We start from the raw sequence: 25531 nt of genomic DNA on the forward strand, positions 1-25531 counted from the left end.
CATTATCACCTCCTCCAAAAGACCGCGGCCGTAAAGATGCCGTCATTTTCGACAATCGCCAGCTCGCGCTCGATGCGATCGCGCTCAACGAGAAGTGTTCCCAAGTCCGACCGGCGCAGCCGGCGATTATCGATCGTGTATTCCTGGCCGCCGAACATGATAGCGTCGATCGCCTCGTTGATCCGTTTCAGTCGCTCCCGGAGAAGCTGCTTTTTCTCGTCATTCATTGGTCGTCACCCTCCTCGTATCCAACTGCTTTTATGGACCGGCGGCCGGGCAGTCTGCACTGCCAATTCAGGCGGGGAAGGCGGGGAAGGCATCCGCTTTAGGTACCGAACTCCCAGGTAATCGGCCGCGAACGCCGCGTAAACCTCACAGTCCAGATAGTGGTTATCAGCGCTTGTCGTCTTTTTCTCCCAAACTTCGATCGTCTTGTTCCCGGCCTTCTTCTTGACCTTGTGTTCCGCCGTCACTTGGGCGGTGTAAGCCTCGTCGCACCCCTCATATACAAGCCAGGCCCCCGGCTGTTCCGTTGGCCGGTTGATGCGGTTGGAAATAAAGTCCTTGTAGTAGCCCGTGTCCAACATAAAAAGCCGGATCCCGAACAGATTACGTTCGATCCGGTCAAGTGTGGTCAAGCTGAATTTTCCTTTAACAGCGCCAGACGCCCCTTTGACCGCCACGGCCCACTCGCTGTTGAGCGCGCAGAAGCTATAAGTGTCATCCGCGTTGTAACCTGAGTCGATACCGCACAGGGCGACAAAAAACTCTACTCCGTCCGGTGTGTAGTACGGGAGATTCATCACCTCCTCGATCTCGTCCCAGGTCTCGCAGAAACCGTGCCGGACATTCCAAGACGTCATGCGCTCGCCCCAGGCGCGGATAGTGTAGTAAAACCGGTCTTTCTGCACATCCACGCCGCCAGTCAGCAGCAGCGCGCCCGGCGGTACAATGCCATCGTCATAACCGCTGGAGCGCTTGGTCAGCTCGGAGCTGTTCATCCGTACTGTCGTTTGTTCCCAAGGCTCCGCAAGCCAACTGTTAATAAAGTTCTGCAGCAGTTCCGGCTCGCTCTTACTGGTCAGGAACTCATAGGCAATATCCCCGAAGCGCAGCCACGGGCTGTAAATGGCGTTGAGCCGGAACGATGTCTTGCCGGCCAGCGTAAACTTGCCGTTTTCGTCCCGCCATTCGCCCGCCCGTAGCATAGCCGGCTTGTGTCGATCCTGGATAATGCCCTGGCACTCCTCACACTCGTAATAGGCGGTCAGCCGGACCTCATCTGGTGTCTTTGAATTGTCGTAGACAATCCCGCCGCCAGTTTCCCGCCGTTTGAAAACGAACGTCTGGTAATGGCCGCAATGAGGGCAAGGGACGTAATATTCCAGCTTGACCGCGCATCCTTCATGAGCGCTCCAAATGGGTCCGGATCGGACCGTCGGCGTCGATGTCTGGATGATTTTCCGGTTGAAGTTAAACGTCCGCGTCCGTTCCCGCGCCAACGCGCGCGGATCCGCTTCTTTGCCGGCGTTTTTCGGGAATTTGTCCACTTCATCCATGAGCAAATACCGAATCGGTCGGGAGGCGAGCGAAGCCGGGCTGTTCGCGCCGGCTAAGACTGCATACATGCCGTCCAACTGTAGCTCAAGGATCTTACTGTCGTCCGCCCGGTACTTTTCGGCGGTCGCCGGGCTAAGCTGGATCATTGGGACCAGCCGGTTTTTTGACGTGTATTCGGCCAACTCCAGAGTAGGATAGACGATCAGTACCGGATCCGGATCCTGCGCAACGATGTAGCCGAGCATATTGTTTAACGTCTCCGTTCCGCCTACCTGCGTTGGCTTGACAAAAACGATCTCCTCGACGCGGTAATCGTTCAGCGCGTCCATGATACCGCGCAAGTACGGCGTGCGGTCTGTACTCCACTGGCCGGGCTCGGCGGATGTCTTGCTATCCAATACACGATGCCGATCTGCCCACTCGGACACGGTAAGCTTTTCGGGCGGTCGAAGGACAGCGGCGGCTTCGATTATCCACCGCGCAACGTCTTCTACTACTTCATTTACTTGCTTTTTTCGCATCGTATACCCCCCTGACGGACATCTGGAGCAATACCCCATGTACGACATCCGCTATATTTTGTTCGATCTGCCGGGCTTGCTCCGGTGTTACGTATGGCGCAACCTCCGTCGCTATTTTCCGGCTGACTCCGGTCAAACTTCGACGCAACGTAACAAAAAAGCGTTGCATATCACCTACGGCATCAGTCCGCCGGATGTACTCGCCTCGTTCAACCTCATTTTTCAATGTAGCCGCCTCGGACTGTTCCTTTTTGAGCAGTGCCTCGTACCTGAGCTTCATTTGTGCAAGCGACTCTTCACCGTCACCTGCTGAAGCTCCTTTTTTTTCGGCCATGAACTGAATCACCGATAGGAGTTGATACCATCCAATTTGTTCTCGCTCCAATCCTTGCTTTACGTAGTTTTGAAGCGTATTCCGGTGAATCCCCAAAACCGTTTTAATGCCAGCCGACGAAATACATACTTTTCCATCTATAACTTTAAATAGCTTGGAAACATCCAACGCAATACACCTCCTAACATGCACATGCACAAGGATTTAAAAATTTCATACTCGGCCGGATTTCGGGGTCGCGAGTACCCGCATACCCCCCACCCCCTCCGGAAGGACCCGTTTACCAATTTCTACCAAATTTACCCTCCCAAGAAGGTTACCCGAATCCTGCGTTCCATGTCTCGCTGACGCTTCAGCTCCGCGTTGTCAGCTTCTGCTTCCCGCATCGATCACACGTAATGGCCGCCATCGTCTCACTGATAACGTTAACTTGGAATGTACCCAACCGATACGCACCGCTGAACCTCTTCTTTAAGATCCGCAACCATCTTATCCACTTGGCGCTTGAGCTTCTTCATACGGTTTACATCACCACGGGCTGTAGCCTTCTGGATCTGCTTTATCTTTTTGCGAATATTAGTATCGGAAACCGTAATGCTGTAATGCTCCGAACAGCTAGGGCAAGTGAAATACATCTCTTCCACGTCTTCGTAAAGGACGCGGCTTTAAATGTCTATATCAAATTCATACTTGCATTTGTTGCACTTGCAATTCACTGCTTTCCCACTCTCCTTTGAAAAATAAAAAGCCGCTGAATAATCAGCGACTTGTCTGCTAATACGAATGGCAGGACTCGAACCTGCGGCCTCTTGCTCCCAAGGCAAGCGTGCTACCAAACTGCACCACACCCGTGCATTGTACCGGCGCTGCCACTGAGCTACACCGGCATATTGCCGGAAAGAGATGCGGCCGCCTAATGTGACTGAAAGTAGGGCCGCGACCACATCTCTAATTCTTCCGACGATATCATTTTAGCATGTCAAGTTTGGTCTATGTGGGACATTGATGCGACACAAATGCGACATAAATGCGACACGAATGCGACATGTTTAGGAAATGCCGCTTAACTTGCTGTATTTATCAATGGCCCGTTGTCTCCATCGGTCAAATGTACGCCTTACGATCCCTAATTCCTCGGCAACCTCTATTGCCGGCAGCCCCTTAATATATCTCAGTCGGAGAAGTTCGGCATAGTGAGGTTGCTGCCCCTTCATCGCATCCAGCACCGTATCGATCCTCCGCTTTTCCGCCACCAAGTCCTGATACTCGCTCAGTTGCGCCAGAATCGCCTCATAACCCTCCGGCGTTCCGGTCCGCGCCTCGATGACTTTTTGAATCTTCTTCTGCAACTCTTTCAAGAGCCTCCGATCCTCCACGTCGCTTGAGAAGCACTCAGAGACCGCCTGACGCTGTTTTCTGGTTCCGGCAGGGTAATGCATGTGCAATTGATTCTAGGCGCTGTTCTCGCGCTGTGAGGTACATGTACGAAGGTAACCCTCTCAGCTTGCGGTGCAGCTCCTGCAGGTGGTCATCTTCGTTGAGCCGGGACACGGTGATCCCGTTCCCCACGCTGTACGTCTCCAGGACGCGGAGGCGGCCCACAATGTCCCGGTACCCGGTCAGTTGCTCAATGACTTGCTGTTCTACATGTTTCATAGACTTCAACCCCCACCCCTGATTTTCTCTGCCCGGACCTTCAACGCATTCAACAATGCGTCTTGTGTAGCCGCCTTGCCTTCTAGGGCGGACATCACATCCTCATCCATCCCGCTTTGCACAACGAGATGGTGAAGGATCACCTTCTGCTTTTGGCCCTGCCGATGCAGCCGGCCGTTCGCCTGTTGGTAAAGCTCCAAGCTCCAGTTTAGGCCGAACCATACGACGTGATTTCCGCCTTCCTGGAGGTTGAGGCCGTAGGCTGCGCTGGCCGGATGCGCAAGCAGGATGTCAACCTGTCCCGCGTTCCAGTCGATCTGATCCTGCGGCGTCCTCAGCTCCCGCACGCGAAGGCCCGACTTGGCAAGTGCCTTTTGTATCCGCTCCCTATCGTGTTGGAAGCTGTAGAACACAAGCGCCGGCTTACCGTTCAGCCGCTCGACCAATTCCAAAAATGCCTCCAGCTTGCAGTCGTGGATCTCGTGCACATTGCGATCCTCGTCGTATAAAGCCCCGTTGCAAAGCTGAAGCAGTTTGTTCGCAAGTACCGCTGCGCTCGGCGCGGTAATCTCGGTATCGTCCAGCTCCAGAAGCAACTCCTTCTCCATCTGCTTGTACTGCTTCTGTGCCTTGTCGTCTAGGACTACCGGGATCACGTTGGTAACGCAATCGGGCAGCTCCAGATAATCCTCGGCCTTCATGCTGATACAGATATCGGCGATCCTTTGCTGTATGGCGTCGTCCGCGCCGGGCTTGGCCGTATACCCGAAACCGTTGTAATTCTTCTCGAAATACTTCGCCCTATAGTGAGTTATGAATTTCTCCAGGCGCTCGCCTTGGTCCAACAAGAATACCTGCGCCCACAAGTCCAAAAGGCCGTTCGGTGCGGGTGTCCCGGTCAGTCCGACAATCCGCTGAATATGCGGCCGTACCCACGTCAGCACCTTGAAACGCTTAGCTTGGTGATTCTTAAAGCTGCTCAGCTCATCCAGGATCACCATGTCGAACGGCCAGGCATTGCGGTAATGCTCGACCAGCCAGGCGATGTTGTCCCGGTTGATTACCCACACGTCGCCTGGCGTATTCAGCGCCCGGATTCGTTTGGCCTGGCTTCCTAGCACCGGGATCACCCGCAAATGCTTTAGGTGCTCCCACTTGGACGCCTCTGTGGTCCAGGTGGCCTCCGCTACCTTTTTCGGGGCAATGACCAGCGCCCGACGGACGGCGAAGCGATTGTATTTCAGGTCGTTTACAGCGGTTAGCGTGATGACTGTTTTACCTAACCTAAGCCCATATCCAAAAACAGACCTAATGCCTTTTCGGCCAGCAATCGGTTAATGCAATATCGCTGATAGTCATGGGGTATGAACTTTTTCATCGGCACCACCTCCTCGCCCAAGGAACGTGCCCTTAAAAAACTTCTCCTCGGCAATGTGCCAAGCTGCATGCTCCTTTTGAGAGGCGAATACTCGGAGATTTTCAAGGCGATTATCCCTTTTATTTCCGTTGATATGATGGACCACCTCACCAGGCTTAAGTGGCCGCCCTATCTTCTGCTCTGCAATGATTCGGTGTAAATGCCGTCCGTAGTATTTCTCATACGTTCTACCTTTTCCCGAATCCAATCTTGCCAATCTCAGCTTTTTCCGCTTCTCATCAGTCATTCTACCCGGGTTCAGCTTTCGGTTAAGCTCGCTTAAATGTGGGTGTCTTTGATATCCCTCTGGGTTATGCTTCCGCGACCTATGCTTCCGAAGGCATTCCCTGCTGCAGAAACTGTTTTTGCTAAGCTCACTCTTATACCGCGTCACCTTAATTCCGCACCAAGCGCATGGTACTTCCACTTTTCGACTCATACGCCCATCAACTCCTGCAGCAGCCCATCAACCTGCGCGATGCTGTCCACTATCCGGACATCACAGCCAAGCGCCCGAAAGTGCTTGTGCTGGACCAACTGTAGCGCGGTAGGCTTTCGGCCGGGCGCTTTCAGCTCCACGAATACGATACGGCCACCTGGAAGGATGACTATCCGATCAGGCACCCCAGAATTACCCGGACTGACAAATTTATAGGCACGGCCACCCGCAGCCTTTACTTTCTCCCGCAAATACTTCTCTATGTCTCGTTCTCTCATTCCGCTGCTCCTTTCTCCGCTCGTCAACGTTTTCTTGTGCGCACGTATATGAGTCAAAATTTAGGGGGATTAGAGAGATTAGGGGGGAGTATAACTCTCTAATATCTCTAAATACCTTCTCTATTACTATTTATGTTGACAATGTTGACAGATATAATAAGTACAGTATTATCAAGGGTTTAGGGGACTTATCCACAGTCAACATTTCGTCAACACGTCAACAATTCCAATTTTTAGGCGACGTTGACAAGTTGACGTGTTTTGTTGACGTGTTGACGGTGATCAAGCCCTCCGGTACCCCCGCTGCCGACCGTAATCTGCCCCTGCTCGGATGGTGCTGGCAGGCACCCAGCCAGGCATTTTTTGCAGGATTGCATTAATCCGGCGCGTGTCCTGCTTGCTGATTGGGCGGCGCTCCTGGAGGCATTCCCGCCAGATTTCGGCTGCGCATACCCGGTCCCGCGCGGCTAGCGGCCCGTCATACTGCATCCCGCCGCCCCAGAATATGCGGCGTTGGTCTGCGCCCCAGGAAAGCCAGTTTTCCGGAATCGGTCTATTCAAAAAGTCTTCAATCAATCCTTCCAGTGGGTCACTGGACATATGTTCTTGGCGTCGCCGCTCCGCTTCGGCTTCCAGTTCAGATGAGAGATATAGCGGCTCACCTAAACGCCACCGGGCGACGGCCTCCGCCCATATCTGACTAACCTCCTCGGCTTCCATCTGAAACGCCGATTTGGTTGCATGCTCTGGCCGCGCATCAATCGGCCAAAAACGGCGGTTCCCCGTCGGGTCATGGAGATATTCATGATCGTTTGTCGTACCAAAAAAGACAGCCCGGCGCACCTGGTGCTTGACGTTGCGACCATATGCGGCTCTGTACTGATCGTCCTCCTTGGAAAGAAACTGCTTGATACGGTTGACATCCACCTTACTAAAAGCTTGCAGTTCCGCAATTTCGACAATCCATTTCCCCTCGATCAGTTCCTCGGCCTCTTTGCCCTCAAAGCTTTTGATCGAGTCCGTAAACCAGTCCATGCCCATACGCCGGAAAAACGTGCTTTTCCCAAGCCCCTGCTGCGCGCTATATAGCACCGTCATATAATCGAATTTTGCGCCTTTCGGCAGCATGACGCGTGCAACAGCAGCCACGAACGCCTTGCGCGCGACAGCTCGGACAAAAGGGCAATCCTCCGCCCCAAAATAGTCGATATATACGCTATCCAGACGCGGCACGCCGTCCCACTCCTGCGCCTCCAGGTATTCTGCAACCGGATTACGCGCGTTTGCCTCGGCGGCATACGTCACCGCATCGCGGATGGCCGTCTCTGACCGGAATCCTAATACGCGCTCTACATACAGCCGCAGGCAAGCATCGTCGCGATCCGTCCACCGGAACGGCCCCTCGGCACCGGACCGCTCCGGCCACGGCAGCGGAGCCAGCCCATATAGCGTTTCCGTAAATGTGTCCCGGTATATCCTTCCTTTTAGATTGGGATCATACAGCAACAGCGTCGCAACATTTTCGGACGACTTGAGATACATCCCGTTGCTGTTAATCTTTAGATGCTTGATCCAATCCATATCGGCGTCGTTGCTCTCCACAGCCCCCGGCTGTGCCTCCAGCGCGGACAGAGCCTTTTCATACCGTTCCTGCTTGAGCAGCCCTGCAACCGGCTCCTGTTGCATCGCAAAGGCCGACATCGCCGCATAGGACGGCAGCCGATTGGTCGGCGTACCCGGCTTGGCCTCGTCGTCTTGATCCCCAAAGAGATGCAGACGCACCAGGTCAAAGGCGTTGACGAGCCGGCCGCCGCACGGATCCGTAGCGTGGTGAGAGTACAAAAATGCACCATCGTCGTATACGATAGCGCCGCCCGTAGTAGAGCCGCCCACAAAGGTATAGCGCCCGCTGCCGTCATCGGTCGGTGAATAGATGCCAGGCAAAAAGGTTTCCATCGCCTGCAGGACGTCGTAGACCCGGCAGAATGCCCCTACAACCCCCGGCTTTACTTTTGGATCCCCCTGCTTCGCAGCAAGGCGTACATGCGTCTGTTGCGTGCCAGGGACCTGCGGCCACTCCGCCACATTGCGCCAATCCTGGTACATCGCGAGTACACCGTCAGCACTGAGGAACGGCTTATCGCCAAAGGTAAAGACGTACTGACTATCCGCGCAGCAGCTCGGCCAGTACATCAACCGATGCGCCTGGAAGGTAGTCGGGTCACACAGCTCAATGCCAATGATAGCCGCCAGCTTGCGCGCCAGCGGCTCATATTCATCAGCAGATATCGTCCGATCGGTCGGAACAAGCACCCGGAGACGAGGCTTTGCTTCCTCGTGCTTCCGGGTAGAATAGACGGCATAGGCGCAGCCGAGACCGTCCAGGCGGCGCAGTATGTCCATTGTGCCGCCAGCAGGAACGCTGTCCAGGTCTAGCGTCAGCACGTCCCGTCCTGTCACCGCGTTGGCCTTCCGGCGGCAGCCTGAAAGGGAGCCGGCGACGAAGCCGCCGACGTCCTTCAGGTCATCTTGTTTGGATTTTGGCATCGCCAGATACTCGGCCAGCGTCTCCGTGCCCCTCGCAGCTACCCGCAGCCGCTCCACAAGCTCGGACCAATAGAGCGTCTGTCCCTGCCAGCTGGTGCTATGGCGGCTGCCGGCGCTAGAGATGGTCAATTGTCTGTCGTAATTCACAGCGCCTTGCCCCTTTCGCTTCTACTCTTTCACCGGAGCATGATTTCATAGTCGAAAACTTCGACTTCCGTTTCATCCGGGGAACTCAGATCATAATCAACACCTTCAACAATGCCGCACCCTAATTTCCGCAAATGGTGTATGACCTCATCGGCCATGTCCGATCTTCTTTCAGCCTCATCCAAAAGCTTGTTTATTTTGGATTCAGGGACATCTTCCGGGATCGAAATAATCGCCTCTCTGTCATACGTCAAAACTTCTTTTATTCGGATTCTCACTTTCATTTATTCATCATCCTCCCCATAACCAGCATCGCTTTCAAGCATGTGGCAATCTGGACAAAACAGCGTTCCACAGCATGGACAACCTTCCCACCATGTATCACAATCTGGGCACTTATCTTCATCCTTCATCCTTCATGCTTTCTCATCTCCCAACATAAACTCGATATATTTCCGGGTCTTCTGCAAGTCTTCGTCGCCACCTTTCCAGCGCTCCCGACAAACGTATTTGAGTACATTACCCTTGCAATAACCGCGGAACTCTTCTGGCGTTAGCTTGGCACGGATAATATCGATCGTCTCGATGCCACCGACGGTGTAATGAGATGGCCGCTCCACTGGGTCATGTTCCTCTTCCAGCTCGGCGATGCGCTGCCGATTGTCCGAGTCTATCTGCGCCCAGCGTGCGAGTTCGCTTTCGTAGTCCATGATCCGATTACTTTGCTCAAGAATGCACTGAGCTTGGCTATCACACAGCTGCTTCCAGGACTGCAGGTCGCTGTCCGCTTCGATTAACGTATCCAGTGGATCTGCTTGAGGCTCCGCCGACGGGGTAGGTGTCCGGTCTTCCGCCTTCTCAAGCAGTTGCCTGGCCTTCTCCGGAGTAATCCCTCTCAAGTCCCACTTTTTAACCCAATATTGCAACGTTTGGTTTTTCACCTTCCAAGCCCGCTCGATGCTAGACAACGATTCTCCGGCGGCAACGGCCTCGAGTAAATCCCGTTTTGTAAGCCCGCAATCCGGCCCCTGCTTTTCGTTTCTTCCCTTCTTGCTTTCCCGCCTCCCCTCATCATTACCGGCTATCCGCAGTCCAACCGGCATTTTAACTTTTCCATCCGGAGTCGGCATGGCCCGGTAGCGCTCCAGTTCCTCCGGCGACAGCTGGTATTCGACAACCGGACCGCTGCCGCTCGATTTTGCTTCAACGTCCCGTTTGGGAATGGATGTTCTTTTGTCCACCTTCAATCCCTCCACTTTCCCGAATATACGTTCGATTTTATGGCGCGATGCGCCCCCGTCGTGCCTTCTGTCTTCGCCGTGGCGGCGGATCGGGGAGGAGCACATAAACCGCCCCGATCACCTCTCCGCTATCATTTGTGATAATGTCCCAAGGAATATCCTGAAAATACGGATCAACATTTGACATGGGGCAGGCCCCCCTAATCCTTTTGATAGAATGATGTTGCGAATCCATCAGCCTTCAGCGGCAGCCCTGGAGCCCATGGGACAGGCTGCCCCATAATCTCAAGCACATGATCCAGCTTATCAGGGCTATCAGCCTCTATGCCCGCTTCATCGTGTACGTGCAGCACGGTCTCGTAACCCGCCTGTTCCAAGCGTGTCAATGATACGGCCAGACAGTCCCGAGCAATCGCCTGCACAACGTTCTCCGTCAGCTTCCCGCCGTAGGTGCTGAGTACCGTCCATTTCTTCTTGGTTTGATCCACGCCCCAATAATGCAGCGCGGGCTTGCCGAAGTCATTTTCCTTTATGAACGGTTTTGCATAATACAACTTGCGCCCACTAGGCAGCGTAATCGTGAAAAAGTCCTGACCAGTACCATAATGGCTTTCCCGTGCAAAGATGAGGCCCTTAATGCCGATTGACTCCCCGCGATCCATGACACCAAGCGCGGCAGCTTCGAGGCTGTACCATAAGTCAACGATGCGCCGATTAGCGTTGCGCCAGCGAAGAACGATGTCCGGAAGCTCATCTTCGGTCAACCCCATATCTAGTGCACCCATGCTAATAAGTGCGCCTTTCCCGCCCTGGTATCCAAGGGCCAGTTCTGCCACCTTACCCTTTTGCCGCAGGTCACTGCCTTTGCCGATCTGTTCGATAGGGACTCCGAACATTTGCGACGCTGACGCTTCGTAAATCTTCCCGTGTGTATTAAAGACGTCCAGCCGCCATTGTTCGCCAGCCAGCCAGGCAATTACACGGGCCTCAATTGCCGAGAAGTCAGCAACAAGGAGTGTCTTCCCCTCCGGGGCGACGAACGCAGTCCGAATGAGTTGAGAGAGCGTATCCGGGACATTGCCGTAAACAAACTTGAGCATATCTACTTTCTTTTCTTTGACCAGTTGGCGCGCGTACTCCAACGTGGAAAGGTAGTTCCGTGGTAAGTTTTGAATTTGGACAAGACGTCCCGCCCAGCGACCGGTTCGATTCGCACCGTAGAACTGCAAAAGCCCCCGAACGCGCCCATCCTCACAGGCTGCCTGTTTCATGGCCTGGTACTTCTTGACGCTAGTTTTAGAGAGCTCTTGGCGGATCTCCAGAACCCGCCGGGCCCGGCCTTCGTCAAGGACATCAATGAGCTTCGATACCGTCCCTTTCTGCAGGTTTTCGATCTCTTCGCCTGTCTCTTCCTCCAGCCATTTCGTGAGCTGCTGCACGGACTTTGGATTGTCCAGGCCGGTGATCTGGATAGCCTCGGCCTTTAACCCTCCCGTCACCTGTTCGTCAATCGTCAGGGCCCCCTCCACCATCCGCAAGTCACAGGCCAGACCGCGAGCATTGATTCGCTGGTCAAGCTCCCATAACCTCCATTCTTGCTCGGGCACCGGGAACAACGATAGCCGGCGCAAAATCTCCATTTCGGCCACAACATCGCCAGCGCAGTATTCCTTAAACAGATCCCATTTCGCCGGCTCATGGTGCGGCAGCGTTCTTGTGCGCATCCCGTTCTTCTTGCTCGGCTTACATGGCACGCAGAACGTCCGGATAAGCGATCCACCCGTTCCGAGTTTACGTTTATCCTGCGGGATGCCCAGCGCCTCGCCCAAGGCGGCCAAGCCCGCAGGATAACCGCAATACAGGCCATGGACCTGAGTGCAGCGCCATTGCTCAAGTGGTGAGGGCCAAAACTTGTTGAGACAGTACCACTCAAATGCGGCATTGTATGCGTGCTTTATGACCGTGGGGTCATTCAACGCTTGGAGCACTTCCAGCGGTAAAGACTCACCTTGCGCCAGGTCAACAATCTGCACTCAGCGGTCAAAGTCGAAAGACCAGGCGAAGAGAAGGATTTGAAAATCTGGGGACTGCACGTACTTGTACAGTCCCGCTTTTTTGATGTCGATCGACGAATACGTTTCGATGTCGATTGACAGATGCCTGGTCATATGCCCCACACGCCGCCATTCAGCGGCTTACCGGTGATCGGATCAATCTGTGGCTGCTGAGGCTGTTGCGGTTGCTGCGGTGCCTGGGCATAACCTTGTTGACCATATTGCGGCTGCTGCGGAGCAGGTTGGCCGTACCCTTGCGGCGCTGGCTGCTGGCCGTATTGCGGATACGCTTGAGGAGCTGCAGGCGGTTGCTGGCCGTATTGCTGCGGTGGTGCTGCCTGCTCCCAGCCAGTCGGTGCCGGTGCTGGTGTGAAGCCGGCACCGAATGCCTGCTCAGCGCTGACGCGGCCGCCCAGCGGCTCACCGTCACGAGTTTTCTGGACAGGTCCAAGGCCAGCCCCGATACCTTTTTTCTTGTTGTTATACGGATAAAAATTTATGTGTACCCGGCCGTACATGCCGCTATAGACCTCGGATTGATTAACGATTGGATTCAAATTTACATCAACTACTGATTGTTGCTGTTTGCTACTCAAAGCAATAACCCAATGGCCTTTACACTCGGGACCATACGGCTCGCCACTTTGAGGCTTGCGTCCGTCTCCGTCCCGGATCGGCACTTCCGGCTGAGCTGTACCCGTCCAATAATTCAGAGTAATCCCCTTTTGAATTGCAGCTTGAACGGCAGCATAGATACGTTGCATCGTTGCAGTATCCGTCTTTGGGATAAGTACAGTAAGGCTGTATTTCGGCTCCTCCCCGGGATTGCTCGCACGAGGCGTAAACAAATTCACATAGCTAAGCCGTACCTCACCAGTCGTAACGCTTGTCGATTCGATTTGATTTGTCATTTGTCATTTCCCCCTAATCGGTTATTTTCATTGCCCGAATGCTTGCTCGGGCGAGATTTGATTCACTAATGCTGGACGCTTGTCGTCAGCCGGTGCCAAGGTTGGCGCGCCCGGTCTACTGATTACATGCCCCGGCTCCTCCAGGAGCTCCCTATATTGCTTTTTACCTAGCGTTTTTTCCAGGGCTGGAGGTGTTATTGGCTGGCGCTCGAATAACAACGCCTCGTCGATCCCGTTTTCCTGCAGGTGCTTGAATGCTGCATCTAAGTCGGCATACTCCCGGCTGCCGCGTCCCGCTACAGCCTTCCACCCGGGGACGTCGCCACCTTTCAGCGATTCAGCTAACGCCAACTTCTTCAGGCTGCTATACCATGACACGATACCCTCGGCACGACGCAGTACATCCCCGACCTCATCCCAACCGATAAGCGGAGGCTTTAACTGAACCAGCGGCGCAACGGAAAGCAGCTGCTCAACCCTCGCCCGGCAAGTCTCCTTCGCTCGGCAGAATCCGCAATGCTCACCGGGGACATACTCGCCTTTGCCCTCATAGGCCAGGGCAGCAATTGGCTTGATTGAATCCCCCCATGCAAGCAGTTCGGCTGCGGATATTGACCACTCGGATGCGTGCTCCCTCACACGGGGTTGCACAATCGCCATGTGGACCGTTTCGATATCATACAGCAGGGAGTAAGCCTGCAAGGCACCGAGAGCATACAGCTTTAAAATCGATGATGTGGAGCTGGCCGCTGCCGATAATGATGCAGTCCGCCGTCCCGAAGCCTTCCGGAGCATAGGCGGAGTAGTCAACCCGTCTTTCAATCGTGATGTACGGCGGAGCTGGGAAGGCATGCACCACACCCTGGACATACTCCTGATAGGTGTCTGTATGTCGAAGCATTTCCTCGTCAAACAGCGGCTTGCCTTCGTGCGTTTGCTCTTTTAACTTTTTAAGCCTTGTATTAAAGGATCGGGTGCTCATAGGCTCTACCAGCGCCCGGCGCAGCTTTAACTCCGCGATTTCGTGGGCAAGCGTGCCTTCCCGCGCCGCACCGGATGTCGTATCCGGTAATGTGTCCTCCAAGCGGGCCGATGGCGTACAGACCAGCCAGCGGTGTGCGCTGCTGGCTGACAGCAGCGCATGCGCCCGCTCTGCATGGGCAATCTGGGTCATATCTTTGCCCCCAAGCTGCGGAGATACGTTGCAAACTCGCCATAGAGCTCCTTTGGCAACTCCATGAGTGTGTTCGCCCCGTGCTGCTGCAACCAGGACGTCAGCTCGCCTGACCGGCCCGCGTCAACAATCGGGCCGGCTGCGACCCCAAGCTGCTCAAAGGTGTATGCCGGCGCAGCCGTCGGCACACCGACAGGGGCGGTCGGAGCTGGTGCAGCAGGAGCCTGGGCAGGAGTTACCGGAACCGCCGATTGTGTCGGAACGGCTGGGGTAGGTGCTGCACCGTAAGCCAGTTGCATTGGCGGCTGTTGGAATGCGGCGGCCGCTTGTTGTGGATCGTTCTGCGGGGTAGGCGCAGCAGCTGCCATCAACTTGCCGCCAAGAGATGCAGCCAGGTTATTGATTGCCCCGACCAATTCAGGGGCTTGGATAGAAATTGTGATGTTCATGTGTAAGTCCTCCTTTATTTCGTATCTTCTTGCTCAAGCAGTTGCTGCTGGCGATCGGCAATGAGTTTGATACACCCGACGCATATGCTTCTGTCGCGCGTGTACCTTTTTAGGCTCTTTTCCGTCGAGCCGCAAAGGCTGCAGCCAGAAAAGTACCGTTTAAGCACAATCCGATCACCATCCGTATAGATTTCCATTGGCTCCTGTTCACCGATGCCCATTGTTCGGCGCAGCTCCATCGGAATGACGACACGGCCAAGGCTATCAAGATTACGTACAATACCAGTTGCTTTCATTGATTTCTCCTTCCGCCAGTGCTAAACTGGCTTTGAATATGGATTGATTAGCTCCGCGCGGCTCCTACCCCGCAAGGAGCTGTTTTTCATTTCAGGCGACATATTGCCTGGCAGTATTGCCGGAAATACATCATCTGGGTGCGACCGCATTCGGTTGTCTTCAGCAGCTCGTGCAAGTTGTCGCATATATTGATGCGCTGTTCCTTCGTCATCGCTTCACCTCCTCGCCGAAGTGTAGCTTCAGAAACTCAATCAGGGCGGCATAGGAACGGCCATATTCGTTGTTTCCATGTGTTCGCTCCACGGCCCTTAAGAAATTTTTTATTGTCCCAGAGAAACAGCCGCGAGTAACCATAATTCCGTCATGACCTCGATATGCTGTCAAAATCCCATCTTCGGAGCCAATTGGGCCGACTGTAACCAAGTCCCGACTAGATTCTATGTGTCCGCAAGAGATGTAACACGGCACCCTGATTTAAGCTTCTTTTACCATACTGTTCCAGATGTAAGCGAAGTCCCCGATCTCCGATCTGCAAACATGTGATCCCACTATACGAGCATGTTGGTATGCCCGACTTTGATCCTCTATACGGGCGTGATATGCCACTTTTGCACTGCCGAAGACATCGGAATTATCAATGATGGCGTCATCGGTAACCTGGCCGTTATCGTATACACTCGAATTGTTCATGACCTTCGCATCGTGCCAGACTCGACCACGCCCGAATACCGCCGAATCATCGTAAACCCAGCATTTCCCTTCATGGCTGAGATTGTCCTCGGATTCAACCCATCCGCCCAGGTCCCCAGCCTTTACGTCCCCAAAGTCCCGCACGGCCCGAATACGGTGAAGCGTGGCACCCGCGGCGATACGGTTTGCGGCGATACGGTTTGACGTCTCGCCTGTGAACTCGTATTTCTTTTGCACGTCCGTTTCCTCCCTCATATTTGATATCCCATGCATTCGGCCTGCATGGCCGCCCAGGTCTGGAACGGGCATTTGCTTGGGTCGATATACTCCAGCTTGTAGCGCTCGGCCAGGTGGTCCAGGAGCTCGTCAGGAATCGGCATCAGGCTCGCCTCCCCCAACATCAATCTCCTTGCCGGCAATCACGATGACCACCCGGGCATGCTGGACCATGTGATCCACCGAGCAACACAGGTCAGATCCTACTTTCCAAGCTACTTGGCCGAAATAGATTTCCCGCCCGCATACCGGGCAGCGGTCGATGACTTCATTAGTGCTCATCTGGTTTCATTTCCCCTTTCCAGATTTCCTTATTTTGGCTGTAATCTCTCAACCTTCCCTATTACAATAGAGTTGTCCAGACACCATTGAAGGGAGGTGAAACTATGTCTAAAACAAACAAAGAACTAGCTGTTGAACTTTATTCCGAGTTCATGAGATCGTCTTCGACGATATTTTCGAACCCGAATTTCAAAGGCACTATCAAAATGCCAGATCTTCAGGAAATGGCTGATAACGTTGAGAAATTAACAAAGCTTCTTTCAGCTATTGAAGACAAATAGTGTAAGTACTACCTAGCAACACTGGTCGCTCATCTTGGGCGGCCTTTTCCTTCTCACCAATAACAACAATTGCACCCGGTTCCAAATGTATCCCTTCGCTTCCCTGTTGCTTCATTCGTTCATTCTCCTATCTGAATTGGTTAGAATTTTCTCAACCGAAGCATGCAGCCCGGCGTATATGGACCATCCGTATATATCTGTCTTATCTAAAATCCGCTTGAATGGGGCATGCTCGAACTTACCGGCATTCAGGACCTCGATGCGATCATCTTTGCTTAATTCCGTTATGCTGCCGTCGTCATGTTGCAGTGATACTTTTCCATCCTCTACGACAAGGCGGCCGGTCAGCAATTCAACTTGGTTCATGTCATTCTCCTTTCAATAATTTCCCTTTCTGCTAGAATGGAAAGTGTCCAGCTTGTCATTCTATGAAGAAAGGAGGTGATTATATGGCACGAATCCCATATGCTGATACCAATGGGCCATTAACTGTTGAAGTTGAATTACAACACGCCGCAGATGTATTTCTTGTAGATCGCACTAACTACCAAAAATACACATCCGGTCAGAGCTTCAAATACTATGGCGGGCACTATACTCGAACACCGGTAACCATTTCAGTAAATGATGCTGGAAGATGGTATCTTATTGTTCGCGGAAGCGGACAGTACAAATACCGATTCTACTAATTTGTTAGAGTCTGGTTCTTTTGGGCAACGCCCTTCGGGCTAGACTCTTTCTCTAAAGTCGCATTATCCAACATGTGCTTCTTCACGCATTCATTGAGTTCTTCCATCATGGAAATCGTTAATTGATGTTCTTCCGCAAGTTTCAAAACAGCACTCACAACTTGCTTTTTTACACCTTCAGTAAAAATTTTTTTAGTTTCCATCTTCATATCTCCTTCCATTGCGATCGGTTCAGGCGCCCCTGCGTTTTTCTCAAATCAACGGGTTCAGCGTTTTCTAGCAAGCTCGCATCAATCTTGTGTTTACCCTCGACAGTGATAAACTCTTCAGCCTCTGAAGTCTTATTATTGATTTTGCTACCAACTGACAAGTAAAACTGACGAGCACTCATGGAAATAAAACTTAGGATTTCTTGGTAATCTTCCGGTGCTAAGTCGGCGAATTCGATAGATAGATTAATCTTCGCTTTTGTTCCACCGGGAAAGCATTGTGTGTACTCTTCAGCCTCTGTTCCAGCAGGGGCTTCTTTGTTCAATTCCTCCCGCACGATCTCCCTAATACGTTGTTCATCTAATTGGTTCATGCTCCCCCTCCTTCAAAAAATGTCCATTTTGGACTGGAGCTTTTCGATCTGGCTGCAGATATCATGCTGCCAATCGGTATCGCCCATCTCATATGCATGCAGGCTCAACTGCTTGAGGCCGTCCAGCCGCTGAATGAGGTCATAATTGGCCTGCATGCAGTTGATCATCTCCAGCTTTTCAAGGTCAGTCCATGGACGCCGCTTCTGTGCCAGGTGGAGCTCCGCCATCCGGCGGTGTACCGGGTGGATACCGATTTTGATGTCGGTCATGGTAATTCTCCTTTCTCTATGCACCGCTGCTCATACTCCAGCACCCATTCACGGCGGTAACGATACTCCTGACCTTCTTTGTAAAAGCGGATATCTCCGTTTTTAGACCGTCGCCGTATCGTCCATGTGCTGCGCTGAAAATACGCTGCAACGTCCTTGAGTTTAAGGACGGCCGGTAAGCTTGTCGGTAGCTCTGTCACTGTGCATACCTCCTCTCATGATGCGCTAATGAGCTGTAACAGATCGTCAAACTTGCTCGCATAGTAGTGCGGTTGAGTCTCTCGCGGGTTAACCGGGCTAATGATGTTCTTCCCATAAATCAATCCGTCATCGGTCAACGATTTAAATGTCTTGACTCTGCCATTGCTTGATGGCCGTTCCCTCTCTTCCAACAAGCCACGCTGAATTAATAAGGTGTTGAACTTGGCGGCCCCAAACGGTGCACCGTGCTTTTTCAGTAAAACCGTAGCCGATTCCGTGACATCCTCATTGACCGCATAGGCAGGTAATGGGACGTTGAGATGATGCACTTTAGCAAAGTCGCCCATCAGCTTCAGTTTCCCGCTTTCCGGCAGCCGGAGTATATTGGCGGCTGCCTCAAGGAACATCATCTCCTTCCGGAAGTGCAGCGTATCGACTGTTTCCCTAGCCGGGTGGGACTGCTCTGCATCCAGTAGGTAGCTCCTTACTGTCTGCGCAATGATGCTGTCCCGTAAGAGCATTCCGATGCGGAGGACTGCCCGCCGTGGGATGACAGTGAAGGCCGATGCTGTTTTTCCAATTAAACCCATGTCCTTGTAGGACTTCAGTTCATTTCCCATCAATACCCGTAACCCGTCAGACTCCAATTCACTTCTGTTATCTTTGATACAAGAATTTATTGCTTCTTTGCCTACTTCGTAATACTCCGCTGCCATGTCTATGCTTACGTTCATGTCGTCCGGCAACATGGCCAACTTCTTCACCTTGTCCAATACGTCTGTACGGTCAATGACTGATTCCCGCAGTGTCTTGCTTTCGATTAATGCCAGTTGATTCATTTGCCCGTCTCTTCCTTTCTTTCTTTTGTGCATACCGCATTCTCGAATCCATTTTTTTATAAAGCTGTCTCCATCTCTTCCAACTGACATCCCCCGGCTCTTTTACCCAAGCAGGATTTTGTGGATGGAATACTATCGAGGTGCCAGCCCTTTCAGCCATTCTAAGTAAACATTCCTTTTTAACTTTCATAATTGCCTCCCTTTGGATAATTTTTTTATCCAATAATGTTAAAAAAATATCCATACCCATTGACTGGATAAATATTATTATCTATAATGCATTATAGATAATTAATTTATCACTTTTTGGACAGACTTATCCCTAGACTGTTCAAAATAGTCGGGAAATAACATCTCAACTGGCTCATCAAAATACGTTGAGAGTTGGAACATCAGGTCCCTGCCAGGAGTGAAAGTTCCATTCTCAATCATGCGAAGGTACACTGTTGAGATTCCGTTTTCTGAAGCAACTTGTGCTTGAGTTCCTTTTGACTTGCGACACTTCGCAAAGTAAGGGCGCTTCTCTGCCATTCGCTTCCCTCCTTTCGATAAGTCGATTATACCGGATAATATTTTTATCCGTCAAGGGGTGGTGGATAATTTTTTTTTGGAGGATAGATGAATGATGACTCTTGGAGAAAAACTAGTTCGTCTTAGGGAAGAAAAGGGGCTTTCCCAGTATGAAGTAGCCAACAGGTTAGGCATAAAGAGACCGCGATATAACTCTTGGGAGCAAAACATTGCCAAACCTCGCTTAGAAATGTTGAAAAAACTGGCCGAGTTTTATGACGTGAAACCGGAATACTTGCTTGGTTATGAACCAGCGGAAAGTGCAACAATCCCAGAATGGGCCAACGCCAAGGATAAACGGGATTTCAAAAAAATGCTTGAGGAAGACACGGGTTTAATGTTTGACGGTGTTCCGATTGAAGATGAAGATAGAGAAAAAGTCATGCAGGTTTTAGAAGTTCTTTTCTGGGACGCTAAAAAAAGAAGTAAGGAGAAGTTTACAAACAAGCGCTATAAAAAGAAATCAGACGAAAATAGATAGTCTGGAGTGAGTCTGGAACTATGAACCGCGCCATCAGAAGGCTACTACAGAGGTACAAAACAAACTGCCCTTTCGCATTGGCAAAGCGAAGGGGGATTATTCTTGTGTTTGAGGATTTGGGGGACTCAACCTACGGAATGTATTACACCAAGTTTCGGCAACGATATATTGTTATCAACAATAGACTCTGCGAGATATGGCAGCGCGTCGTGTGTGCACATGAATTGGGGCATGATGTTCTGCATCGAGGTGTAAATCGTTTCTTTACTGATAACAGCACTTTTTTCATGTCGTCCAAGTATGAACGGCAGGCTAATGTATTTACGGTGGAATTGCTTACAGCGACAGAGGCGATACTTGATGGCGAATCTATAGAAAACTATTTTTGTCGTTTAGAAATCCCTATGGAAATGGCCCCTTACTATAATGGGGCATTCTAAAAACCTTCCGCGCTTCCCAGCCGCAAGGCTGTTTACCATACACACAGAACAGAACATTCGTTCTATGAAAGGAGAATAGTTACAATGCCAAAGGAAAAGAAGAAGAAGCTACCGCCTGGGGTTCGCGAGCGGAACGGCCGATACACATTTCGGTATAGCGTGCCTGCTGTCGTGAACGGAAAGAAAACACGAAAGCAAAAGGAAACGCCAGGGTTTTCGACAGCAGAAGAAGCCGAGAGCGCTGGCATACTAATTAAAGCTGACCAGATACGCGGGAAGCTGGTGGATGAGAAGAATATTACTCTGAAGGCGTGGCGCGAACGCTGGCTTGAAGATTACATAATCGAGAGGGAACCGCGAAAGTACACATTGCGTAACAAAAAAACCGTCTTCAACTCCATTCAGAGAGAATTTGGCGACGATATGAAAGTCAAGGATATTACAGGCGACGAATATCAGCGGTGGCTCAATAATTTGAAAAAGAAGGGGCGAACACAAGGAACCATTAGAGAATACCATCAACAGGCTTCGCTGATTTTTGACGATGCAGTCCGAAAAAAGATAATAGCCGAGAATCCAGCAGATAGCGCTGTAATCCCGGCCTTTAAAAAAACATTGGAGCAAATCGAATCAGGAGAAGTGGATTTACCGAAATTTTTAGAAAAGGAACAACTGAAACAGTTTTTAAACTTTGTCCGGTTCAGGGGGCAAGACCAAGATTACGCTATCTACTTGACGCTTGCATATACTGGTTTGCGTGCAGGAGAATTACAGGCGCTAAAGGTCTCAGACTTTAACGAGCGAGAGCGCTATATCTCCGTGACAAAAACGCTCACAGTGTTGAAAAGCATCAAAGATTACGAGCTTGGCCCGCCTAAAAATGCATCATCCATTCGTAAAGTGTCGATCGGCAACAGCGTAATTAAGGCCATCAAAGCACAGTTAGAATGGAGAGAGCAAAAATTGAAAGACGGCGAAGTAGTACATGACGCCGATTTCTTGTTCTGGTCCATCAAGTACCCTGGATATCCGGCGAGCATTAGTTCAATCGAGTACCGGTTCGAACGTCTGCTCGAGGACGCTGGTCTGCCAACCTGGATCACTCCACATAGCCTGCGTCACACTCACGTATCACTTTTGGCGGAAGCAGGCGAGCAATTGGCGGTGATCCAAGAGCGGTTAGGCCATAAAAACGATGAGACAACAAAGCGCATCTATCTACACGTCACGGAGCGGCAACGCAAGTTGGTACCGGATAGATTCGAGAAGATCATGAGTTTATAAACCTCTTTGTGGGTAACTTGTGGGTAAAAGTCTACCCTCCCCTATGACTCCTCCCCTTTCACCGCTCTACGATACTGCCCGGGAGTCATCCCGGTTTCTTTCTTGAATTTGCGGATAAAATTCGGCACATCCATATAACCGACCCGGATGATAATATCTTTGAGCGGTTCGTTGCCGCTCTTCAGATGGCGGATCACTTCATCCATGCGGAGCTGCCACACATGCTGCGAGAACGTATGCCCGGTCTTCTCCTTGATGGACCGGCTCAAATAAGAGACGGATACCCGGTACATCTCCGCCAGCTTCTCCAGACTCAGATCATATTCGCAATAGTGCTCCGAGATATAGGTGACCACCTCATCGGTCAACGAGCGCTGCTCCGACTCTTCTTGATGCTCCACTTGACTGCAAATATAGACACCCAGCTCGCACAGCTTCGCCTCCAGCTGCTCCAGCGTCTCGAACTTCGCCAGATCGGGCACCTGCTCCGCCGTCTCCGTCAAGCCCAGCTCGGAGGCAGTCTTGAGTACTGTATTCAACACATCGAAGCACATGCACCGCAGCAGCGGGATCGCCGGCTCCTGCTGCTGCAGCTTCCGGAACACCGCTCCGATCGTGTCCACGGCGACTGTCGCATTGCCCTGCTTCAAGCTCTGCGTCAGCTTGATGAGGGAATCTTTGGCGATCCAGAAGTGCTGATCCTGCTCATAGGTCAGATTGGAGAAGAACGTGACGCTGCCCTTGCCGTTCACAATCCGGTACTCCAGCGCCGAGGCGGCTTCAATATAAGATTGATTGAGCTGTTCAGGGCTCATGTACAAGCTGCCGATGCCCATCGTCGGTATGGCGGTCTTATGCTCCTCGGCAAGCCGGTGCACATCCTCCACGATGGCTTCCATGCGCGCTTCGTCATCCGTCTCCGACTCCGCCTCCATGCTGATAATGAGCGCCAGCTGCTCGGTGTGGGACTGCTCGACGCCATAAGCCATCGCTTTCCCTCTCGCCAGCCCGAACTCCGCAAATTGCTGCACGAACGCTTCCCGCTCCTGCGCGGAACACATCTGATCTGCCATATATTCCCATGCAATAATGATAACAAACATGCTCCTGCCCGACAGGACAATCCCTAATTGCTGCAGCATTTCCTCCGCATCCTCCCGGCTCGGGGCGCCGCGCTTCAACAGCGTCAGCAAATACTGATTCCGGGCATACGGCTCCTGCAGATCAACCTGGTTCCGATAAGACAGCAGCGTCTCCCGGATCCATTCCAGCTCCGTCTTTCCTTTGTCTCCATCCTCCGCCGCTTCACCGGACCCGCGCTTCAGACTGGCGAACTCGAGAAGATCGCGAATCGGGTGATACTGCCGCTTGGCGAGCAGGATGGCCAGCATCGAACCGAACAGAAGCGTGACTGCGAAGATCATCAAGATAAAGGTCTGGATATGAACGACGCGGCCAAAGAACTGCTTCGACGGCATCGCGGTGACATACGTCCAGCCGTCGGAATCCGACTTGACGGCGACGACGGATTGCTGCACTTCGCCGAGCTGCTCCGTATGAATGCCCGCCTCTACCGAGGCAAGCCGCCGCACCGCCTCTTCCCCCATCTCGCCGCCATGGCTGGCTGCGGCCAGCACCCGGCCATCCTGATCGAAGATATAGGCATTGCCCTGGAAATTGCTCAGAACCGACTCCATCATCCCCGTCAGCATCGGCTCTTCAATCAAGTAGGTGACAGTGCCATGCTTATAGCCCTGATTCGTCGGAATGGGCACCAGATAAGCCAGCATCCGGCTCTGGCCATGGCGGTTCAGAGTCACTTGCTCGGTAGGCCGCATCGTCGGCACCTTCACGGCATTCAGATCCCGCACGAACGTATTCTTGTTCCAACTGGAGAAGTCGTACACATAGTCGAACATCGTGTCGACCGACATCATTCCCCGGGAGGAGTAGATCACATCGTCGCCATGAAAATATAAAAACATCTCATTCACGATCGAGCTGTTCGCTTTATACTTATCCAGCGTATCGATCGCTTCCCCGCCATAATAGGCGTGGCGGACCATATAAGGAGTCAGCTTGCTGTCGAAGCTGATCCGGGCCGCGATCTCTTCCAGCTCCTTCATCCGGCCGTCAATATTCCGCTTCGCCTGCTCCAATTGGCTGATGCTGGATTGCTCGATCTCGGATCGCAGGTTATTGACGGCATTCTGATAAATAATAAACGTCATCACAATCAAGGGGACCAAAAAAATCGATAAATACGACAGTATATATTTAAACAACAGCCTGGATTTAAAATGATTCCATCGCATTTCCCCATGGCCCCCTACTATCTAATTGACAAATTGCAGAATGAGACTTTTTTCGTCTGTAAGCGTTTTATATTATATCATATGGTATATCATATTTATATCCTTTTCGACACTTTCCGACCGAGCCCCTTTTTTCAGGGATAAAAAAAGCGCCATTCGGAATGAAATTCCGGACGGCGCCAGGGAAATAGGCTTCAAATCTTATAAAATTTCCGATTAGATATACCAGCGTATTCCTTATCGCCCGCTCTTCAGCTCCGTCCACAGGCGGTCATACAATTGAATCGACTTGCCGACATCGAGCAGCCACTCCGTGCGTCCAAGCTCTTCATCGGTCAGGTTGATCATCGGATTGTTCAGATATTCCTCGCTGTGGAATTCCTTCGCCTTCGTAACCGGGTTGCTGTAGCCGACGAACTCATAGTTCTTCGCGCTATTTTCCGGATCAAGCATGAAGTTGATGAATTTCTCGGCCAATTCCTTGTTCTTGGCTCCCTTCGGGATCGCGTAGGTGTCCGCGAAGATCGTGCTGCCTTCCTGCGGAATGACGTAGGCAATATCCGGATTCTCCGCCGCGATGAAGGCGGCGTCGCCGGACCATACCGTCCCGATCCAGCCCTCTTCTTGGATCATCTTCTGCTTGATATTGTCCGTATCGAACGCGACCACGTTCGGCACCAGCTTCCGCAGATCGTCCGCCGCCGCATTGATGTCGGCCTCGTTATCCGTGCTGTTCGATTTGCCGGCTTTTTTGAGCGCCATCCCGATTATCTCGCGATTGTCGTCCAGCAGCAGCACCTTGCCCTTGTACTCGTCCTTCCATAGATCGGCCCAGCTTGTCGGCGCCTCGGCAATATGCTTCTTATTATAGGCAATGCCCGTGACGCCCCACATATAAATAATGGAATGCTCGCTGTTCGGGTCATATGCCGGATTTTTGAAACGGTCTACTACGTATTGGAAGTTCGGAATGTTGTCCTTGTTGATGGTCTCAAGCAAATCCTGCTTAATCATGCTGGCCACCATATAATCCGATGGCTGTATGAGATCATAGTTTGCTCCACCGGCCTTGATCTTGGCCAGAAGCTCCTCATTGTTCGCGAACACCGCCATATTCACCTTGACGTTGTTCTCCGATTCGAACTTCTCAATCATCTCTGGATTGAAATTATCCGCCCACGTATACAAATTCAACGTGTCTTTGCTCGCAGAGCATCCGGCCAACGCGGAGATTGTCAGCACTCCCGCCAATACGGCAGCGAACCATTTCATTTTTTTCAATTCTTTCTACCCCTCTCTGATCCG

At 52.0% G+C, this 25531-nt stretch carries 35 protein-coding genes, 1 tRNA gene and 2 pseudogenes; 5 read left to right on the top strand and 33 right to left on the bottom strand.

All coding sequences use genetic code 11. The features are described 5' to 3' along the window. Positions 1-5: 5 nt before the first annotated feature. From OCY70_RS23300 to OCY70_RS23405, 22 genes and pseudogenes are all read right to left on the bottom strand, one after another. A complete protein-coding gene (locus OCY70_RS23300; protein ID WP_213431639.1) occupies positions 6-227 on the bottom strand; it encodes a hypothetical protein in 222 nt (73 codons plus the stop codon). Positions 228-233: 6 nt separating this feature from the next. After that, entirely contained in the window at positions 234-2081 is a 1848-nt protein-coding gene (locus OCY70_RS23305) for a phage terminase large subunit family protein (RefSeq protein ID WP_249725666.1), read from the bottom strand. Continuing rightward, the gene (locus OCY70_RS23310; protein WP_261944608.1) at positions 2059-2583 is read right to left on the bottom strand and encodes a hypothetical protein; all 525 of its coding nucleotides are present in this window, start codon (positions 2581-2583) and stop codon (positions 2059-2061) included. The genes OCY70_RS23305 and OCY70_RS23310 overlap by 23 nt, the downstream gene beginning before the upstream one ends. 610 nt (positions 2584-3193) lie before the next feature. Continuing rightward, positions 3194-3267, bottom strand: a tRNA-Pro gene (locus tag OCY70_RS23315). 197 nt (positions 3268-3464) lie between these two features. Next, complete coding sequence (locus OCY70_RS23320; protein WP_261944741.1) at positions 3465-3773, bottom strand: helix-turn-helix domain-containing protein; 309 nt, start codon at positions 3771-3773, stop codon at positions 3465-3467. A 34-nt stretch (positions 3774-3807) separates the two neighbouring features. Next, positions 3808-4071 (bottom strand): hypothetical protein, encoded by a 264-nt coding sequence (locus tag OCY70_RS23325; RefSeq protein ID WP_261944742.1) that lies wholly within the window; start codon positions 4069-4071, stop codon positions 3808-3810. Between the two features lie 5 nt (positions 4072-4076). Further along, a complete protein-coding gene (locus OCY70_RS23330; RefSeq protein WP_213430933.1) occupies positions 4077-5384 on the bottom strand; it encodes an SNF2-related protein in 1308 nt (435 codons plus the stop codon). A 42-nt stretch (positions 5385-5426) separates the two neighbouring features. Further along, on the bottom strand, positions 5427-5927 hold the full coding sequence (locus tag OCY70_RS35850; protein WP_315973934.1) for an HNH endonuclease signature motif containing protein: 501 nt from the start codon (positions 5925-5927) through the stop codon (positions 5427-5429). After that, a complete protein-coding gene (locus tag OCY70_RS23340) occupies positions 5924-6205 on the bottom strand; it encodes a VRR-NUC domain-containing protein (protein WP_213430930.1) in 282 nt (93 codons plus the stop codon). The genes OCY70_RS35850 and OCY70_RS23340 overlap by 4 nt, the downstream gene beginning before the upstream one ends. Positions 6206-6487: 282 nt before the next feature. Beyond that, the gene (locus OCY70_RS23345) at positions 6488-8899 is read right to left on the bottom strand and encodes a virulence-associated E family protein (protein WP_213430929.1); all 2412 of its coding nucleotides are present in this window, start codon (positions 8897-8899) and stop codon (positions 6488-6490) included. Positions 8900-8928: 29 nt separating this feature from the next. Then, entirely contained in the window at positions 8929-9183 is a 255-nt protein-coding gene (locus OCY70_RS23350) for a hypothetical protein (RefSeq protein ID WP_213430928.1), read from the bottom strand. A 132-nt stretch (positions 9184-9315) separates the two neighbouring features. Beyond that, positions 9316-10140 (bottom strand): DUF3310 domain-containing protein, encoded by an 825-nt coding sequence (locus tag OCY70_RS23355; protein ID WP_249725601.1) that lies wholly within the window; start codon positions 10138-10140, stop codon positions 9316-9318. Between the two features lie 37 nt (positions 10141-10177). Continuing rightward, positions 10178-10327 (bottom strand): hypothetical protein, encoded by a 150-nt coding sequence (locus OCY70_RS23360; protein ID WP_213430927.1) that lies wholly within the window; start codon positions 10325-10327, stop codon positions 10178-10180. 13 nt (positions 10328-10340) lie between these two features. Beyond that, positions 10341-12308: pseudogene (locus tag OCY70_RS23365) on the bottom strand (DNA polymerase). Continuing rightward, positions 12305-13105: a DUF2815 family protein gene (locus OCY70_RS23370; RefSeq protein WP_213430926.1), complete on the bottom strand. Its 801-nt coding sequence runs from the start codon at positions 13103-13105 to the stop codon at positions 12305-12307. The pseudogene OCY70_RS23365 and the gene OCY70_RS23370 overlap by 4 nt, the downstream one beginning before the upstream one ends. 27 nt (positions 13106-13132) lie before the next feature. Continuing rightward, positions 13133-14279: pseudogene (locus tag OCY70_RS23375) on the bottom strand (DUF2800 domain-containing protein). Beyond that, entirely contained in the window at positions 14276-14728 is a 453-nt protein-coding gene (locus OCY70_RS23380) for a hypothetical protein (RefSeq protein ID WP_213430925.1), read from the bottom strand. The pseudogene OCY70_RS23375 and the gene OCY70_RS23380 overlap by 4 nt, the downstream one beginning before the upstream one ends. A 14-nt stretch (positions 14729-14742) precedes the next feature. Further along, complete coding sequence (locus tag OCY70_RS23385; protein ID WP_261945042.1) at positions 14743-15024, bottom strand: AbrB/MazE/SpoVT family DNA-binding domain-containing protein; 282 nt, start codon at positions 15022-15024, stop codon at positions 14743-14745. A gap of 86 nt (positions 15025-15110) precedes the next feature. After that, a complete protein-coding gene (locus tag OCY70_RS23390) occupies positions 15111-15236 on the bottom strand; it encodes a hypothetical protein (protein ID WP_261944597.1) in 126 nt (41 codons plus the stop codon). Positions 15237-15499: 263 nt separating this feature from the next. Next, entirely contained in the window at positions 15500-15952 is a 453-nt protein-coding gene (locus OCY70_RS23395) for a hypothetical protein (RefSeq protein WP_261945043.1), read from the bottom strand. A gap of 14 nt (positions 15953-15966) precedes the next feature. Continuing rightward, complete coding sequence (locus tag OCY70_RS23400; RefSeq protein WP_261945044.1) at positions 15967-16095, bottom strand: hypothetical protein; 129 nt, start codon at positions 16093-16095, stop codon at positions 15967-15969. Next, positions 16082-16273, bottom strand: coding sequence for a hypothetical protein (locus OCY70_RS23405; RefSeq protein ID WP_213431529.1), 192 nt, complete (start codon positions 16271-16273; stop codon positions 16082-16084). Before OCY70_RS23405 ends, OCY70_RS23400 begins: the two co-directional genes overlap by 14 nt. Before the next feature lie 104 nt (positions 16274-16377). Between OCY70_RS23405 and OCY70_RS23410 the strand changes: the two genes are divergently transcribed. Then, positions 16378-16554, top strand: a complete 177-nt coding sequence (locus OCY70_RS23410) for a hypothetical protein (RefSeq protein ID WP_213431425.1) — start codon at positions 16378-16380, stop codon at positions 16552-16554. On the opposite strand, the gene OCY70_RS23415 is transcribed toward OCY70_RS23410, so the two are convergent. Both OCY70_RS23415 and OCY70_RS23420 read right to left on the bottom strand, forming a co-directional pair. Continuing rightward, on the bottom strand, positions 16538-16669 hold the full coding sequence (locus tag OCY70_RS23415; RefSeq protein WP_261945045.1) for a hypothetical protein: 132 nt from the start codon (positions 16667-16669) through the stop codon (positions 16538-16540). The two genes, OCY70_RS23410 and OCY70_RS23415, sit on opposite strands and share 17 nt — an antisense overlap. Further along, a complete protein-coding gene (locus tag OCY70_RS23420) occupies positions 16666-16920 on the bottom strand; it encodes a hypothetical protein (protein WP_261945046.1) in 255 nt (84 codons plus the stop codon). The genes OCY70_RS23415 and OCY70_RS23420 overlap by 4 nt, the downstream gene beginning before the upstream one ends. 83 nt (positions 16921-17003) lie before the next feature. On the opposite strand from OCY70_RS23420, the gene OCY70_RS23425 reads away from it, so the two are divergent. Then, positions 17004-17243: a DUF1883 domain-containing protein gene (locus tag OCY70_RS23425; RefSeq protein ID WP_213431555.1), complete on the top strand. Its 240-nt coding sequence runs from the start codon at positions 17004-17006 to the stop codon at positions 17241-17243. On the opposite strand, the gene OCY70_RS23430 is transcribed toward OCY70_RS23425, so the two are convergent. The 7 genes from OCY70_RS23430 to OCY70_RS23460 all read right to left on the bottom strand — a co-directional run bounded on the left by OCY70_RS23430 (position 17240) and on the right by OCY70_RS23460 (position 19667). Then, complete coding sequence (locus OCY70_RS23430; RefSeq protein WP_213431553.1) at positions 17240-17446, bottom strand: hypothetical protein; 207 nt, start codon at positions 17444-17446, stop codon at positions 17240-17242. The genes OCY70_RS23425 and OCY70_RS23430 overlap by 4 nt on opposite strands. Before the next feature lie 2 nt (positions 17447-17448). Then, a complete protein-coding gene (locus OCY70_RS23435; RefSeq protein ID WP_261945047.1) occupies positions 17449-17826 on the bottom strand; it encodes a hypothetical protein in 378 nt (125 codons plus the stop codon). A gap of 12 nt (positions 17827-17838) precedes the next feature. Continuing rightward, positions 17839-18096 carry a DUF7667 family protein gene (locus OCY70_RS23440; protein ID WP_261945048.1) on the bottom strand — a complete coding sequence of 86 codons (258 nt, stop codon included), beginning with the start codon at positions 18094-18096 and terminating at the stop codon, positions 17839-17841. After that, complete coding sequence (locus tag OCY70_RS23445) at positions 18093-18296, bottom strand: helix-turn-helix domain-containing protein (RefSeq protein WP_213431559.1); 204 nt, start codon at positions 18294-18296, stop codon at positions 18093-18095. The genes OCY70_RS23440 and OCY70_RS23445 overlap by 4 nt, the downstream gene beginning before the upstream one ends. Before the next feature lie 15 nt (positions 18297-18311). Further along, the gene (locus tag OCY70_RS23450; protein ID WP_005548364.1) at positions 18312-19136 is read right to left on the bottom strand and encodes a hypothetical protein; all 825 of its coding nucleotides are present in this window, start codon (positions 19134-19136) and stop codon (positions 18312-18314) included. Continuing rightward, positions 19084-19326 (bottom strand): hypothetical protein, encoded by a 243-nt coding sequence (locus OCY70_RS23455; RefSeq protein ID WP_005548366.1) that lies wholly within the window; start codon positions 19324-19326, stop codon positions 19084-19086. The genes OCY70_RS23450 and OCY70_RS23455 overlap by 53 nt, the downstream gene beginning before the upstream one ends. A 101-nt stretch (positions 19327-19427) precedes the next feature. Next, positions 19428-19667 (bottom strand): helix-turn-helix transcriptional regulator, encoded by a 240-nt coding sequence (locus tag OCY70_RS23460; RefSeq protein WP_005548369.1) that lies wholly within the window; start codon positions 19665-19667, stop codon positions 19428-19430. Between the two features lie 91 nt (positions 19668-19758). Between OCY70_RS23460 and OCY70_RS23465 the strand changes: the two genes are divergently transcribed. The 3 genes from OCY70_RS23465 (at position 19759) to OCY70_RS23475 (ending at position 21911) form a co-directional block, all read left to right on the top strand. Further along, positions 19759-20187, top strand: a complete 429-nt coding sequence (locus OCY70_RS23465) for a helix-turn-helix domain-containing protein (RefSeq protein WP_249725439.1) — start codon at positions 19759-19761, stop codon at positions 20185-20187. A gap of 20 nt (positions 20188-20207) precedes the next feature. Beyond that, positions 20208-20627: an ImmA/IrrE family metallo-endopeptidase gene (locus tag OCY70_RS23470; RefSeq protein ID WP_040736112.1), complete on the top strand. Its 420-nt coding sequence runs from the start codon at positions 20208-20210 to the stop codon at positions 20625-20627. A gap of 84 nt (positions 20628-20711) precedes the next feature. Next, on the top strand, positions 20712-21911 hold the full coding sequence (locus OCY70_RS23475; protein ID WP_213429846.1) for a tyrosine-type recombinase/integrase: 1200 nt from the start codon (positions 20712-20714) through the stop codon (positions 21909-21911). 41 nt (positions 21912-21952) lie between these two features. On the opposite strand, the gene OCY70_RS23480 is transcribed toward OCY70_RS23475, so the two are convergent. Both OCY70_RS23480 and OCY70_RS23485 read right to left on the bottom strand, forming a co-directional pair. Beyond that, a complete protein-coding gene (locus OCY70_RS23480) occupies positions 21953-24226 on the bottom strand; it encodes a helix-turn-helix domain-containing protein (RefSeq protein WP_213429845.1) in 2274 nt (757 codons plus the stop codon). 237 nt (positions 24227-24463) lie between these two features. Continuing rightward, complete coding sequence (locus OCY70_RS23485; RefSeq protein WP_283776812.1) at positions 24464-25507, bottom strand: ABC transporter substrate-binding protein; 1044 nt, start codon at positions 25505-25507, stop codon at positions 24464-24466. Between the last annotated feature and the right edge of the window lie 24 nt (positions 25508-25531).

It is taken from the genome of Paenibacillus melissococcoides, from assembly GCA_944800085.1.
Taxonomy (GTDB): domain Bacteria; phylum Bacillota; class Bacilli; order Paenibacillales; family Paenibacillaceae; genus Paenibacillus_B; species Paenibacillus_B melissococcoides.